Below are 13,110 nucleotides of genomic sequence, written 5' to 3'. Positions count from 1 at the left end.
GGCGCAAGCTTCGTTCCATCCACCGCGCCAATCTCAAACTTCTTCTCTTCGGCTTGCCGCAGAATGTTCTTGATGCGTTTGAACGCCGCCGACACCGCCGCAAAATCCTCGCCGCCGCGCACCGCCGTCAACGCTTGAGCCCGAGCAACACAATCTCGTATGTCACTCCACCAACCCGCCACTGCCTTCACTACATCGTAGGTAAATCCGCGCACATCCTTGAGATAAAATTCAACCCGCTCAAGAAGAAAGGCAGTAGTGTCAACCTGCTCTGGTACAGCAATGTCGGCGCTGACTTCGAATACATCGCCCATCGTCAACGGCAGTTCCGACTCCGCAAGAATCTTCACAATCGCGTTAGCCGCCCGCCGCAATGCGAACGGGTCCTTCGATCCTGTCGGTACCTGCCCAATCCCAAACATCGCAGTAATGGTCTGAATTCTGTCCGCCAGCCCGAGCAGCTGCCCTTCGACCGAAACCGGAATGTCATCTTCCGTCGATGCCGGGATGTATTGCTCGTAGATTGCAAGCGCCGCGCGCTCACCTAATTTTTGCTTCCGCGCATACAGACCGCCAATGACGCCCTGCAGCTCGGTGAATTCTTTCACCAGCTCCGTCGTCAGGTCAGTCTTCGCCAGCTCCGCAGCCTTCAGCAGTGCCTCTTCATGAAAGGACGCGCCACCTGCCTTGGCTTTCTCTGCGAGCGCCTTTGCGATGGCTAGATTCTGTTCGGTCTTCCAGTGATAGCTTCCCAGTTCCTTATGGAAAGTCACAGCTTTCAGGCTCTCCACCCGCTCCGTCAGCGGAACTTTCTGGTCAAAATCCCAGAAGAACTGCGCGTCCTTGAACCGTGCCCGCAGCACCTTCGCATTCCCGTGCCGGATAATCGCTTCGCCTTCGGCATCCACTTCTGTATTCAGCAGTATTCAGCACGGCCAGAAAATGCGGAGCCAATTTGCCCTCGGCATTTTCTACGGCGAAATACTTCTGGTGGTCGCGCATCACCGTTACCAGAACCTCTTCCGGCAGCGACAGATACTCGGCTTCAAAGTCGCCGAGGATTACGCTCGGCCACTCCGTCAGGTGCGTCACAGTCTCGACCAGCGGCTCATCCTCGCGCCAGCGTGCTCCCGGCACAGTCCGCGTCGCCTTATCCAAGGCTTTGCGAATCAAATGGCTGCGCTCGGAAACACCAACAACCACTTTGGCCCTGCGCAGCGCCTCAAAATACCCGCCAGCCGATGCAATCTCAACCGGCTTTTCCCCATGCAGAATGCGATGTCCACGGCTCGTGCGTCCCGCCGCGATCCCCGCAATCTCCAGCGGAACCACAGCCTCATCGAGCAGCGCCACCAACCAGCGCAGCGGCCTCACAAACCGCTCCGGCTTGCCCGCGCGCCAGTACATATTTTTGGCCCAGTAGATGGAGAGGACTTCCTTTGGCAGATCGCTGGCAAGGATCTCCGCCGTCGAGCGCCCCTTGCGCTGCACCTTCGCGCCAACGTACTCACCCTTGGGCGTCGTCACCTTTTCAAGCGCATCCACTGCCACGCCGGCCTTCTTTGCAAAGGCCTCCGCTGCGGCTGTCGGCGCGCCATCCTTGAATGCCACCTTCCAGGATGGTCCGGTTAACTGCTCTTCCGTATCCGCCTGCCCGGCCAATACACCTTCAGCCAAAACAGCCAGCCGTCGCGGCGTCGAATAGGTCTTTACGATTGCGCCCTCACTCAGCAGCCGCTCGCGCGTGAGCAGCTCCGTCACGCGCCGGCCCAGCTCCGCCTCGGCACCGGCGATCATGCGCGCCGGGATTTCGTCGAGCCCAATTTCCAACAGAAAGTCAGCCATTTTCGTCTTTCATCATGCCCGCGGGGGCCAGGTAGTGTCTGACGAATCCTTTTCGAGTGCATTACACCGCAAAAAGCATCCCTCAGGGGCTAAAGCCCGATCGTTTTTCAGTCATTTTCGGCACGACTAAAGTCGTGCCCTGTTACAAAACAAGCCGAAGTCGATTCGTCAGTCTATTCGGCACGGCTAAAGCCGCGCCCTGTTACAAAGCTCAAGTTTACGGGAGTGCTATCCCAGGTCCCCAAATGCGAGGGACGTGGGGCACCCAGTGGTAGGTGAAACCTATGCGGCCTGTTGCAACGCATAGGCTTTGGCTACTCCGACGACGAGAGCCCGAATGCGCCCGATCACGCCGACGCGCTCCGTCACGCTCACTGCGCCTCGCGCATCCAGCAGGTTGAACAGGTTTGAGCACTTCAGCGCCAGCTCATAGGCCGCCAGCAGGGGAAATCTGTTCTTATCTTTTGGACTGGCTGTCTCGTCCGCTAAAAGCTTTCCGGCCTGCTCCAGCAGCGCCTTACCCTCGGCTTCATAGGCATTGAAGTGCTCCCAAAGCTTTGGCACATCCGCGTATTCAAAGTTGTAAACCGAGAACTGCAGCTCCTCTTCGAGGCGCACATCGCCGTAGGTCACCTCAGCGCCGGTGTCCGGATTGCGGGCCCAGACAATGTCGTAGATCGAATCCACATCCTGAATGAACGCCGCAATTCGCTCAAGACCATACGTCAGTTCCGCGCAGATGGGGTCCAGATCCTGCCCGCCGCACTGCTGGAAGTAGGTAAACTGCGTAATCTCCAGACCGTCGAGCATGACCTGCCAGCCCACGCCCCACGCGCCGCCCGCGGGCCACTCCCAGTTGTCTTCTTCAAACTTCAAGTCATGCTTGCGCAGATCAATCCCAATCGCTTCCAACGATTGCAGATACAGCTCCTGCACATTGACCGGTGGGGGCTTCAAAATCAGCTGAAACTGCGTGTGTTTGAAGAGCCGGTTCGGATTTTCGCCGTAGCGCCCATCCGCCGGACGGCGGCTTGGCTGCGCATAGCCCACGCGGTACGGCTTGGCCGAAAGCACGCGCAGAAAGGTCTCCGGCGCCATCGTCCCCGCGCCCACTTCCACGTCATACGGCTGCTGCAGCACGCATCCCCGCTCAGCCCAGAAACGCTGCAGGCGGAAGAGCAAGTCTTGAAACGTAAGCGCGGAACTCGCCGCCTTCACGGCGCTAACAGATGAAGACACAAGCACTCTCTCACAGGTAGGAACTCATGCCGATTCTACCAGCCTGCGCATCGCTTTCCGGCGCACGATAAACTGGATTCGATGCGAATCCTTGGCCTCATCGTACTCGCGGTTGCCGCCCTTGCAGGCGTCATTGCCTGGACCGTCTGGCGCGCCGATACTGCCCCCGTTACCGCTCCGCCTTCCGCTGCTCAACAGGGCCAGCAGCAGCTTCACGCTCAGCTTCAGCAGACCATTCAGCATGAGTCTGAAGTTGAGAAGCAGGCATGGGATTCGATGGACGGGCTCGTCAAGCTCGTCCGCTGGCACCAGCGGCGCATTGACCGCCTCACCGGCAATCCCCAGGCCGCGGAAGTCCTCAGCTACGACCGCGATTCCATCACGCGCATTCAGAGCCGCATCAACCAGCTCGACACCGAGGAGAAGGCCCGCGAGCTAGCCGCTGCGGAAAAGGCCAAGGAAGACGCCATCAAAGCCAAAGAAGAAGCGCTGCAGCAAAAGGCCGAGAGAGCCGCCGCCGCGCTCAAGTCCGTCAACTAAGCCGCGCCAGCGCCTCCGCGCTCTTCAACTTCTTCTCCAGGTGCCGCTCCAGCGCCTGCACCGCAAAGCGCCGCAGGTCCTGCCCTCGCCGCCGCGGCCAGGGCTCACTGGCAAACGCCGCTACCGGCTGCTTCAACATCCGCTGCGCCAGCCTCCATGAGTCCTCGCACAGCGCATTCCCTTGCGCATGAACTCCGCAGAACAGCCCATCCGCATATCCACTGAAGCTGATCTCGCCCGCCACCAGCTCTTCTCCACACACCGTGCAATGCCCCAGACCCGGCAATAGCCCCATCAGCCGCGTCATCCATAGCGCAAAGTACGTCACCGGCATCAAGGGTCCGCCGGGCTGTGGTTCCGCTGTGGAAGACTGTTCCGCTGCACTTGTATGCGCCAGCACGCCCATGAGCAGGCGGTACACAGTCTCCTGCGGATCGTGCTCAGGCAGCGCCTCATCCAGCACCTCGGCATAAAAGCTGAGCGCCGTCATCCGCGCCACATCCACCGCATCCGAGAGCGGCGAGCTCAGAATTTCCAACTGATCCAGCCGTCCCAGCTCCTGCCGCGGACGCTCCACAAACCACGCCCGCGCCACCGTCATCGGCTCCAGCGCCCCGCCAAAGCGCTTTCGGCTTTTCAATGCGGCCTTCGCCACTCCGCGCAGCTTGCCGTAGTCGCGCGTAAAGAAGCTGACAATCAAGTCAGCCTCCTGCACCGGCCACGTTCGCAAAATTACCGCATCGGAAGTGAGTACACTCATCGAACTCCATCATCGCATCCGGGATCATCATCCCTTACATACATCTAAAAAGTAAGGCAACAGTGCAATAAGTAAGGTAAGATTTACTGAAGTAAGGAGAACGAATGGTGTACAAGGCAAAAATCACATCGAAGGGTCAGATCACGCTGCCTGCGGAGCTAAGAAAAGCCCTCGGAGTGGGACCTGGCGATGGCGTAATCTTTCTCCCTGCAGAGAATGGTTCATTCCGTGTTCGGCGCACGAGCACACTTGCGGATCTCGCTGGCCGGGTTCCCTGGTCAGGTTCTCCAGTGCCGGTCGAAGAGATGAAGAACGCCATTGGGGAGTATCTGTCCGCACAGGACGATAAAACCATGAACCCTGCCGCTCGCCGCCGCTCAAAGCGCAATAGAAAGCAAGCCGCATGATCGGCCTTGATACGAACATTCTCATCCGACTCTTTGTGCAGGATGACCCGGTGCAGTTTCAACAAGCAAAAAAGGTCTTTCAATCGCTAAGCGAGAAAAAGCCAGCATGGATCAGCATTACAAACATCCTGGAAGTCGAGTGGGTGCTACGCAGCAAATACGATTTTGACCGGGGCGGCTTAGCGGAGATCCTCTTCAACCTGATTGGGCTGCCAACCGTGATCGTCGAAGAGCAAGAAACTGTGGCGCATGCGCTCGCGCTTTATCTCGAAAAGAAAGCAGACTTCGGCGAATGCATGATCGCAGCCTCGGCGCAAGCGGCAGGATGCTCCAAAGTCGTCACTTTCGATAAGATCGCGGCACGCGACCTCGGCATGGAATTGCTGCCATCTTAACTGTCCCGCAAAAACAAATACGCATCCCGCACAAGCAGGATGCGTATTCATGTCACAACTCACTACTTCAGCACGGATGGCGCGCGAAGCGCGCAGTTCGCCGTGCGCGCAGCACTAGCGGCCGAAGTGTGCGGAGTTCTTCTCTGTAAAGTGCGCCCACTTCTCCGGCAGATCATCGACGGCAAAGATGGCTGAAACCGGGCAGGCCGGCACGCATGCGCCGCAGTCGATGCACTCAACCGGATCGATGAAAAGCTGATCCGCCGTGGCATTGCCATCTTCGTCCTTCTTGGGGTGGATGCAATCGACCGGACAGGCGTCCACGCAGGCGGTGTCCTTGGTGCCGATACAGGGTTCTGCAATTACGTATGCCATCAGGTCTTCTCCAAAATTACCGCAGAAAGTCTTGCTCTCGACCGTGAGAATAGCACAGAACCCCACGCGCTGAGTGACTCTCTATCGCGCGCGTTTTGCCATGTGGAATCGCGATTGCCACTAGCTCTCATCCTCTTGAATCAAGACCTTTTTTGTCCGTTATCCTTTGTGTCTTTGTGGCCGGCATTCCGCTACACTTGTCGCCATGCGAATGATGATTGTGCTCAGTGCGATAGCGCTGGCGGCGGCAACGGCTCACTCCCAGTGGACGCTGGAGAACTCGAACACCACCGCCAGCTTGCGCGGAATTCACTCTCTCGGCGGCGGCGTTGCATGGGCTTCAGGCACTGATGGAACGGTGCTGCGTACAGAGGATGGCGGCTTTGAATGGCAAACCTGCTCCATTCCGCCCGGAGCAGAAAAGCTGGACTTCCGCGGCATCCAGGCCTTCGACGCCAACACCGCCATCGTCATGTCCAGCGGTAAGGGCGATCTCTCGCGCCTCTATAAAACCACTGATGGGTGCCACTCGTGGACCCTCCTCCGCACGAACACTGACGAAGACGGATTCTGGGACGCGCTCGTCTTCAAGAATCAGGACGCCGGAGAGCTTGTCGGCGATCCAGTCAAAGGCCACTTCGTCGTCATCAGCAACGTGGGTCCAGGCTGGTTCTGTGAATGCAGCGACACATTCGCTCCACCCGCTCGCGAGGGAGAAGCGGCTTTCGCCGCCAGCAACTCGTCCGTACTTTCCTTTGGCCGGCGCGACTTCATGCTCGGCACCGGAGGGGTTCACGGCTCACGCGTTATTTTCTTCGACTGGCAACTGGCCAAGGGCAGCAATGACCAGATTGTGCCTGTTCAGAAGGCCCGAGATGTGCCAATCGCTACCGGCAAGGAATCCACAGGTATCTTTTCCCTGGGGATGAGAGATAGGCAAAATATCATCGCCGTCGGCGGCGACTATCTAAAGCCAGACGAGTCCTCCGGCACAGCAGCCTTCACCATCGACGGTGGTAAATCATGGCAGGCAGCGTCAACCCAACCCCACGGCTATCGCTCAGCTGTCGCCTATGACGCCGCCTCCAAAACCTGGATCACCGTCGGCCCCAACGGCACCGACATCTCCACTGACGATGGCAAGAACTGGCGTGCCGTAAAAGCCAACTCAGCCCTCAACGAACCTGCCGACGCTGACAAAAACTGGAATGCTCTATCGCTGCCCTTCGTCGTTGGTCCGCATGGCCGCATCGGTAAACTCAACGAACCCGCCCTCAAAGCTGCTCTCGCCACCAAATAGCTTTTACCAAAGCAAAACAGGCCGCGCATCGCGCGGCCTGCCAGTTCAGAAGCTTCTAGTTCCTAACTCATGCCTCTCACATAATCCTTCGGGTTCACAATCGTCCCAAAATCCCGTCCCGCGAACATATCCTCAAACAGTGCCACCAGCTCGGCCTGAATCTTCCCATTCGTCGCCAGGACTTCTTTGCTGTCGAGCTTCACCTTCTGCCCGGAGAAATCCGTCACGCTACCACCGGCCTCTTCCACCAGCAGAATCCCCGCCGCCGTATCCCACGGATTCAGATTGAACTCCCAAAAAGCCTCATACCGCCCCGCCGCTACATACGCCAGGTCCAGCGCAGCCGAACCAAGCCTGCGCACCCCATGCGACCGCAGCGTGAACTCATGGTAGAAGTGGATATTCGGGCTCTTGTGCCGCTTCTGGCTCGGGAATCCCGTCGCGATCAGCGACTCCTCCAGCTTCCCTGTCTCCGACGCATGAATCTGCTTTCCGTTCAACCAAGCACCCTTGCCGCGCTCGGTCACATACATCTCATCGCGCATCGGGTCGTAGATCACGCCTGCCACCAGCGCGCCGTCCTCGTTCTCGGCCAAACCAGCCGGCCTCTGTTCCAGCCCTAATGAGATACAGAAATGCGGCACCGAATGCGCAAAGTTCGTCGTCCCATCCAGCGGGTCTACATACCAGCGAAACTCACCGTCCAGCCGCTCGCGCGTGCCCTCTTCGCCATAGATGCCATGCTCAGGAAACGCCGCGCTCAGCCGCTCCAGCACCAGCTTCTCCACCGTGCGGTCCGCAATCGTCACCAGGTCAGCAGCGCCCTTGTACTCGGTTGTCACGCCTGTGGCGTAAAACTCGCGCAGACGCGCACCCGCCTCGCGCGCAATCACTTCAGCTTTAGGAATAAAAACGAAATCAGAGCTCATAGCTCCATTGTAGGGAATATCGTTCAGCCAGCGCGTGAAGAAACACGAACGCCGTCCGCATGCGCGCGATGCCGTCCCGCCTCGCTGATGGAACGTATCTGATTCTTATATATAAATAGATTCGGTTTGCCCTCGCGCGTCAGCCTCAGCATCCCGTCGTCAAAGTACTCAATCCAGCCTTTTACCACCTCTCCGTCTCTCAGCTTTACGGCCACAGGCACCTTGCGCTCACTCAACGAGCGCAGATACAGCGCCTCCTGACCGGTCTCACCAGGCGGAGGATTCTTGGAACGTCTACGGGAAGAAATCGGAGGGGTCATATACACAGCTTAGATGCAAAAACAGAGATCAGGGGTCAGTAATCAGAGATCGGAGAATTCTTATTCGAAGCTAATCCATCCCATCCCCACCCGCGCCGGGCCGCGCCTTCATCGGCGAATCCGCATAGTACCCCGTTCTGTACCGAATATTGAACTGATCCTGCCCCGACGCATCCTGACCAGCCCGCGGCACCGTTATCGTGATCCGATGAAAGTTTCTTCCCGGCTCCTGGTTTCTGGGGTAGTAACCAATCACATACTGTGTCCGCAGATCGTCGCTCACCTGCTGAAATGCCTTGTCCAGACCCACGCCTCCTGGGCCGCCCGCATTTGCATAAAAGCTCTTGCCGCCCGTCTGCTCCGCCAGCGTAATCAGCGCATGCTCGCCGCCCAGATCGCGTCCGGCGCTTGCTTCAATCGGCACGTCGATGATGGAATAAATCATCACCTCGGCCCGCAGCGCCTGCTCCAGAGCCTGGTCATACGTGGTGCTCTTCGCCGTATCGCCGCCATCGCTCACCAGCACCAGCACCTTGCGCCCATCCTTGCGCGCCAGCCCCTGCGAACCCAGGTAAATCGCATCATAGAGCGCCGTCGCATCGCTTCCGCGCAGATTCCCCAGCGCGCGATCCAGTTCCTGCACCTTGTTCGTGAAGCTCGTAAGCTGCCTTACATCCGTTCCAAACTCCAGCAGGCTCATCTGGTCCTGCTGCCTCAGCAGCGCATGGATAAAGCGCTTCGATGCATCCTGCTCCAGCGCCCTGTCTTTGAACGTGCTTCCACTGGTATCAATCGCCAGCGTCATCGCCAGCGGCTGCTGGCTTTGGCGCTCAAAAACCCCAATCTCCTGCGGCCTGCCATCTTCGGTTATCTTGAAGTCGGCCTTCGTAAGCCCGCCAACAATCGCGCCCGTCTTGTCGGTCACATTCGTGTATATCGTCACCAGCTTTGTATCGATCCGCAGCTCCGGCTGCTGATTCTGCGCCATCGTCGGCGCAGCCATTCCACACATCATTCCCGCTAACAATAAAAACCTACGCAATCCCCACTCCCTCCGGAAACGGCTCACCATCGGCCCAAACCGTACCGTCCTCAAACGTCTCTTTCTTCCACACCGGCACTGTCTTCTTCAGCGTGTCGATCAAAAACCGCGAAGCCTCATACGCCTGCGCCCGGTGCGCGCTCGCCACCACAATCAGCACGCTGGTCTGGCCAATCCCCAGCCTTCCCAGCCTGTGTACGATACCCACAAATCGAACTCCGAACCGCTCCCGCGCCTCATGCGCCAGCGCATCCAGCTTTGCCAGCGCCATCTCTTCGTAGGCCTCGTATTCCAGGTACAAAGTCTGCCGCCCGCGCGAGTTGTTCCGCACAATCCCGTCAAAAACCACCACCGCCCCGTCTTCCGCGTCCTTTGCCTGCCGGGTCAGCGCTGCCGCATCAATCGGATCTCTCTGCAACCCCACAGAGACAACCGGCACGCGCCCCTTCACGCCGCTCAGCAGCAGCGCCATCGCGCTGTATTCATTCAGTTCGGCCGCAGTCGGGCCAGCGGGTTGCGCCGTGGTCGAGTCTGCGGCTGGTTCCTCGGGACCGCGTCCTCCGCTCACCGGCGGCAGGAGTCCCACCTCATCGCCCTCGTGCAACACATCCCCGGCGCGCGCATACTCTGCATTCACGCTCACCGCGATTCCGCGCAGGCTCGTGGTTCCATTCTCGATTTGGACGAGCAAATCTGCCACAGTTGCTCCCTCCGGCAGCTCCACCGGAGTCGCATCTTCACCCAATCGCTCTTTCAATACCCCAAACGCCCGTACCTTGATTTGCATTGTGTTTTCAGAATACTGCTACACATCTTGGACGCAGCTCACAAGCAAAAGAAAAGGCCGGCATCTCTGCCAGCCTTATCCAGTTACCAGTTCCTAAGTGTCTAGTCCCTGCCTTTACGCCGCCGAAACAACAGCCATCGGCTGCGGCTTGAACTGCGGCAGCGCCACAGCCAGCACATCTTCAATGTGCTTCGCGTAGTGAATCTGCACGCCGTTAATCTGCTCCGGCGTCAGATCCTCTTCCACGTCCTGCCGGTTCTCCGCCGGCAGAATCACCTGCTTCACTCCCGCTCTCCGCGCCGCCAGGAACTTCTCCTTGATTCCGCCCACCGGAAGCACATTTCCGCTCAGCGTAATCTCGCCGGTCATCGCGGTCAGCGGCAGCACCTTCGTCTCGGTCAGCAGGCTCACCAGCACCGATGCCATCGTAACGCCAGCGCTCGGCCCGTCCTTGGGAATGGCTCCCGCAGGCACGTGAATGTGCAGGTCCAGGTCCTTGGTAAAGTCCTGCTCCAGACCCAGCCGCTCCGCATTCGACCGTACCCAGGTCAGCGCGGCCTGCATCGACTCCTGCATCACCTCGCCGATCTGGCCTGTGATCGCAAAGCCGCCCTTGCCCTTCATCTTGTTCGCTTCAATGAAGAGAATGTCGCCGCCTGCCGGAGTCCAGGCCAAGCCAACCGCCACGCCGGGCCGATTCACGCGATCCGCAATTTCGGTATCCACGCGCACCACGATATTGCCCAGGAAGTCCTTGAGAATCTCCTTCGTGACAACCAGCTTTTCCGTCTGGCCCTCCACCACGCGCCGGGCTTCTTTGCGGCAGACCGTACCGATGACCTGCTCCAGCTTTCTTACGCCCGCCTCGCGCGTGTAATGCCGGATCACCTGCCGGGTCGCCGCTTCCGGAAACTCGATCTGCTCCTCCGTGATGCCGTTGGCCTTAATCTGCCGTGGGATCAGGTAGCGATTGGCAATATGCAGCTTCTCCTCTTCGCTATAGCCCTGCAGCGGGATGATCTCCATGCGATCGAGCAGCGGCGCCGGAACCGTGTCCAGCATGTTCGCCGTGCAAATAAACAGCACCTTCGAGAGATCGAACGGCACATCCAGGTAGTTATCCCGGAAGGTGTTGTTCTGCTCCGGGTCCAGCGTTTCCAGCAGTGCGCTCGCCGGATCGCCGCGGAAGTCGCGGCCCAGCTTGTCGATCTCGTCCAGCATGATCACCGGATCGTTCGTCTCCGCCCTGCGAATGCTTTGGATGATCTGGCCGGGCAACGCTCCGATGTACGTGCGCCGATGCCCGCGAATCTCCGCCTCATCATGCATGCCGCCCAGCGCCACCCTCTGGAACTTGCGTCCCAGCGCGCGCGCAATCGACCGGCCCAGCGAGGTCTTGCCAACGCCTGGAGGTCCGACGAAGCACAGAATCGGTCCCTTCATATCGGGCTTCAACTCCAGCACCGAAAGGTAATCCAGAATTCTGTCCTTCACCTTCTTGAGTTCGTAGTGGTCCTCGTCCAGCGTCTCCTTGGCCTTGGAAATGTCGATCTTCACGCCGGAGCTCTTTGCCCACGGCAGCACTGCCAGCCACTCAATGTAATTCCGCGTCAGCGAGTAATCCGCCGCCATCGGAGACATCCGGCCCAGACGCGCCAGCTCCTTCAGAGCCTCTTTCTTCACGTCCTCCGGCATGTTGGCGTCGTCAATCTTCTTGCGCAGCTCGTCTACCTCGCGCTGGCCTTCGTCCTGATCGCCAAGCTCCTTCTGAATCGCCTTCATCTGCTCGCGCAGGTAGTAATCCCGCTGCGATTGCTGCACCTGGTCCTGCACTTCGCTCTGAATCTTGTTGCGAAGCTGCTGAACCTCGATTTCCTTGGCCAGATGGGTATTGACCAACTCTAGCCGCGCCGCCACGCCCGGCGTCTCCAGCAGCTTCTGTTTGTCATCCGTGGTCAAAAACGGCAGCGAAGAGGCCACAAAGTCCACCAGCCGCCCTGCATCCTCAATATTGGCGGCAATCGTGCGCAGCTCATCGCTCAATGTCCCGGATTCGGTGACGATCTGCTGGAACTGGCTCACCACCACGCGTGCCTGGGCTTCGAGGCTCTCGCTGGTCTCTGTTCCGTCAGCCTCCAGCGGCTCAACTTCCGCCACCATGAACGGCTCGGTCTGCACATACCGCACCACACGAACCCGGTCCACGCCCTCGGTAAACACAAAGCGGCTCTGGTTCGGCATTTTCACAATCTTGTGTACCGTCGCCAGCGTGCCCACCTTGTGCATATCCGCCGTGGCCGGGGCATCCTGCCGCGGGTCTACTTGTGCCACCACCGCTATCGTGCGGTCCTCGGCCAGAGACTCAATCAACTGGATGGAGCTTTCACGGCCCACCGTCAGCGGCAGCACGGCGTGGGGAAACAGAACGGTATCGCGCACCGGCAGCACGGCTACACGCCGCAGACCGCTCTTGGTGGCAATAGGAGCATTAGAACCAACAGGTTCATTCGACATTGAGTGTCCTCGTATCAACTTACCCTACATTAGACAGCGCACCTTGGCAAAAGTTGCAAATTCCCACTGAGCGCTTCTTGCCATCTGGCGGAACTTCTCCATACGGCTTCTGTTCAGTCAGTTACGCCCCTGTCAACCTGTCCGTTCCGTAAAGATTTCGCTGGCTGGTCCGGGAAATGGGCTCAATGCCACGCAAGATACCGGCTTGGATGCGCCAAGCCGCTTGAACGACTTATCGACAATGGCCCTTGATTCGTGAGAGAAACCACTCGGAGCCGGAACCATTCGGCCCGGAACAGGCAGAACTCTTCCGATCTGCCGCCTTGTAGAGCCTGATAAGCTCCGTCAAAAAATATCTAAAGCATCTCTCCCGCAGGTATAAAGTTCGGACGCCCCACCCTGGCCGCGTATTTGTTTTAGCGGCCAGGCTGGGATCGCTCCACAGCAAGAGGAGAACTGCCCTGGTCCCTATATCCCTTGTCCCTGTCTCTCCCCATTACCAAAGTCCACCACCCTTTCGTAACCCCACCTCCTCCAGAAACTTTGCATGCAATTAACCCCATTTATGCTTTACTAAGAATCAGCATAAGAAAGAGCCACGGCCCGAATCCCAAAAAGGATTCGGGCCGTAGCTCTTTCAAGGCAGCCCAGAAATTT

At 58.6% G+C, this 13,110-nt stretch carries 14 protein-coding genes; 4 read left to right on the top strand and 10 right to left on the bottom strand.

The window, feature by feature from the left end:
- The 3 genes from ABSG47_RS17665 to ABSG47_RS17655 all read right to left on the bottom strand — a co-directional run.
- On the bottom strand, nucleotides 1–863 hold an 863-nt coding region (locus tag ABSG47_RS17665), incomplete at its 3' end, for a glycine--tRNA ligase subunit beta (protein ID WP_424171023.1).
- Nucleotides 817–1,845: a glycine--tRNA ligase subunit beta gene (gene glyS / locus ABSG47_RS17660; protein ID WP_424171022.1), complete on the bottom strand. Its 1,029-nt coding sequence runs from the start codon at nucleotides 1,843–1,845 to the stop codon at nucleotides 817–819. The genes ABSG47_RS17665 and glyS, both read right to left, overlap by 47 nt.
- 282 nt (nucleotides 1,846–2,127) lie before the next feature.
- Nucleotides 2,128–3,084, bottom strand: coding sequence for a glycine--tRNA ligase subunit alpha (locus ABSG47_RS17655; protein WP_424171021.1), 957 nt, complete (start codon nucleotides 3,082–3,084; stop codon nucleotides 2,128–2,130).
- Between the two features lie 81 nt (nucleotides 3,085–3,165).
- Between ABSG47_RS17655 and ABSG47_RS17650 the strand changes: the two genes are divergently transcribed.
- A complete protein-coding gene (locus ABSG47_RS17650) occupies nucleotides 3,166–3,624 on the top strand; it encodes a hypothetical protein (RefSeq protein ID WP_424171020.1) in 459 nt (152 codons plus the stop codon).
- On the opposite strand, the gene recO is transcribed toward ABSG47_RS17650, so the two are convergent.
- Nucleotides 3,617–4,384: a DNA repair protein RecO gene (gene recO, locus ABSG47_RS17645; RefSeq protein ID WP_424171019.1), complete on the bottom strand. Its 768-nt coding sequence runs from the start codon at nucleotides 4,382–4,384 to the stop codon at nucleotides 3,617–3,619. The genes ABSG47_RS17650 and recO overlap by 8 nt on opposite strands.
- A 104-nt stretch (nucleotides 4,385–4,488) precedes the next feature.
- On the opposite strand from recO, the gene ABSG47_RS17640 reads away from it, so the two are divergent.
- A complete protein-coding gene (locus ABSG47_RS17640) occupies nucleotides 4,489–4,791 on the top strand; it encodes an AbrB/MazE/SpoVT family DNA-binding domain-containing protein (RefSeq protein ID WP_424171018.1) in 303 nt (100 codons plus the stop codon).
- The gene (locus ABSG47_RS17635) at nucleotides 4,788–5,186 is read left to right on the top strand and encodes a type II toxin-antitoxin system VapC family toxin (protein ID WP_424171017.1); all 399 of its coding nucleotides are present in this window, start codon (nucleotides 4,788–4,790) and stop codon (nucleotides 5,184–5,186) included. The genes ABSG47_RS17640 and ABSG47_RS17635 overlap by 4 nt, the downstream gene beginning before the upstream one ends.
- A gap of 114 nt (nucleotides 5,187–5,300) precedes the next feature.
- On the opposite strand, the gene ABSG47_RS17630 is transcribed toward ABSG47_RS17635, so the two are convergent.
- Nucleotides 5,301–5,561 carry a 4Fe-4S dicluster domain-containing protein gene (locus tag ABSG47_RS17630; RefSeq protein WP_424171016.1) on the bottom strand — a complete coding sequence of 87 codons (261 nt, stop codon included), beginning with the start codon at nucleotides 5,559–5,561 and terminating at the stop codon, nucleotides 5,301–5,303.
- A 211-nt stretch (nucleotides 5,562–5,772) separates the two neighbouring features.
- Between ABSG47_RS17630 and ABSG47_RS17625 the strand changes: the two genes are divergently transcribed.
- The gene (locus ABSG47_RS17625) at nucleotides 5,773–6,861 is read left to right on the top strand and encodes a beta propeller repeat protein (protein WP_424171015.1); all 1,089 of its coding nucleotides are present in this window, start codon (nucleotides 5,773–5,775) and stop codon (nucleotides 6,859–6,861) included.
- A gap of 62 nt (nucleotides 6,862–6,923) precedes the next feature.
- Here ABSG47_RS17625 and ABSG47_RS17620 read toward each other — a convergent pair whose 3' ends face one another.
- The 5 genes from ABSG47_RS17620 to lon form a co-directional block, all read right to left on the bottom strand.
- On the bottom strand, nucleotides 6,924–7,790 hold the full coding sequence (locus tag ABSG47_RS17620; RefSeq protein WP_424171014.1) for an inositol monophosphatase family protein: 867 nt from the start codon (nucleotides 7,788–7,790) through the stop codon (nucleotides 6,924–6,926).
- Between the two features lie 23 nt (nucleotides 7,791–7,813).
- Nucleotides 7,814–8,110, bottom strand: a complete 297-nt coding sequence (locus ABSG47_RS17615) for an RNA chaperone Hfq (RefSeq protein ID WP_424171013.1) — start codon at nucleotides 8,108–8,110, stop codon at nucleotides 7,814–7,816.
- A gap of 70 nt (nucleotides 8,111–8,180) precedes the next feature.
- Nucleotides 8,181–9,113 (bottom strand): VWA domain-containing protein, encoded by a 933-nt coding sequence (locus ABSG47_RS17610; protein WP_424171012.1) that lies wholly within the window; start codon nucleotides 9,111–9,113, stop codon nucleotides 8,181–8,183.
- 31 nt (nucleotides 9,114–9,144) lie between these two features.
- The gene (locus ABSG47_RS17605; RefSeq protein WP_424171011.1) at nucleotides 9,145–9,939 is read right to left on the bottom strand and encodes a molybdenum cofactor biosynthesis protein; all 795 of its coding nucleotides are present in this window, start codon (nucleotides 9,937–9,939) and stop codon (nucleotides 9,145–9,147) included.
- A 114-nt stretch (nucleotides 9,940–10,053) separates the two neighbouring features.
- The gene (lon, locus tag ABSG47_RS17600) at nucleotides 10,054–12,453 is read right to left on the bottom strand and encodes an endopeptidase La (RefSeq protein WP_424171010.1); all 2,400 of its coding nucleotides are present in this window, start codon (nucleotides 12,451–12,453) and stop codon (nucleotides 10,054–10,056) included.
- Nucleotides 12,454–13,110: the final 657 nt, after the last annotated feature.

This window comes from Occallatibacter sp. (assembly GCF_049510455.1).
Lineage (GTDB): Bacteria > Acidobacteriota > Terriglobia > Terriglobales > Acidobacteriaceae > Telmatobacter.
This window is presented reverse-complemented; position numbering and strand designations above follow the sequence as displayed.

What these genes read in the sequence shown, in the direction of transcription:
- ABSG47_RS17605 (WP_424171011.1), bottom strand. Translation starts at nt 9,939, where the DNA reads ATGCAAATCAAGGTACGGGCGTTTGGGGTATTGAAAGAGCGATTGGGT.
- lon (WP_424171010.1), bottom strand. Translation starts at nt 12,453, where the DNA reads ATGTCGAATGAACCTGTTGGTTCTAATGCTCCTATTGCCACCAAGAGC.
- recO (WP_424171019.1), bottom strand. Translation starts at nt 4,384, where the DNA reads ATGAGTGTACTCACTTCCGATGCGGTAATTTTGCGAACGTGGCCGGTG.
- ABSG47_RS17610 (WP_424171012.1), bottom strand. Translation starts at nt 9,113, where the DNA reads ATGGCTGCGCCGACGATGGCGCAGAATCAGCAGCCGGAGCTGCGGATC.
- ABSG47_RS17625 (WP_424171015.1), top strand. Translation starts at nt 5,773, where the DNA reads ATGATGATTGTGCTCAGTGCGATAGCGCTGGCGGCGGCAACGGCTCAC.
- ABSG47_RS17635 (WP_424171017.1), top strand. Translation starts at nt 4,788, where the DNA reads ATGATCGGCCTTGATACGAACATTCTCATCCGACTCTTTGTGCAGGAT.
- glyS (WP_424171022.1), bottom strand. Translation starts at nt 1,845, where the DNA reads ATGGCTGACTTTCTGTTGGAAATTGGGCTCGACGAAATCCCGGCGCGC.
- ABSG47_RS17620 (WP_424171014.1), bottom strand. Translation starts at nt 7,790, where the DNA reads ATGAGCTCTGATTTCGTTTTTATTCCTAAAGCTGAAGTGATTGCGCGC.
- ABSG47_RS17640 (WP_424171018.1), top strand. Translation starts at nt 4,489, where the DNA reads ATGGTGTACAAGGCAAAAATCACATCGAAGGGTCAGATCACGCTGCCT.
- ABSG47_RS17615 (WP_424171013.1), bottom strand. Translation starts at nt 8,110, where the DNA reads ATGACCCCTCCGATTTCTTCCCGTAGACGTTCCAAGAATCCTCCGCCT.
- ABSG47_RS17650 (WP_424171020.1), top strand. Translation starts at nt 3,166, where the DNA reads ATGCGAATCCTTGGCCTCATCGTACTCGCGGTTGCCGCCCTTGCAGGC.
- ABSG47_RS17630 (WP_424171016.1), bottom strand. Translation starts at nt 5,561, where the DNA reads ATGGCATACGTAATTGCAGAACCCTGTATCGGCACCAAGGACACCGCC.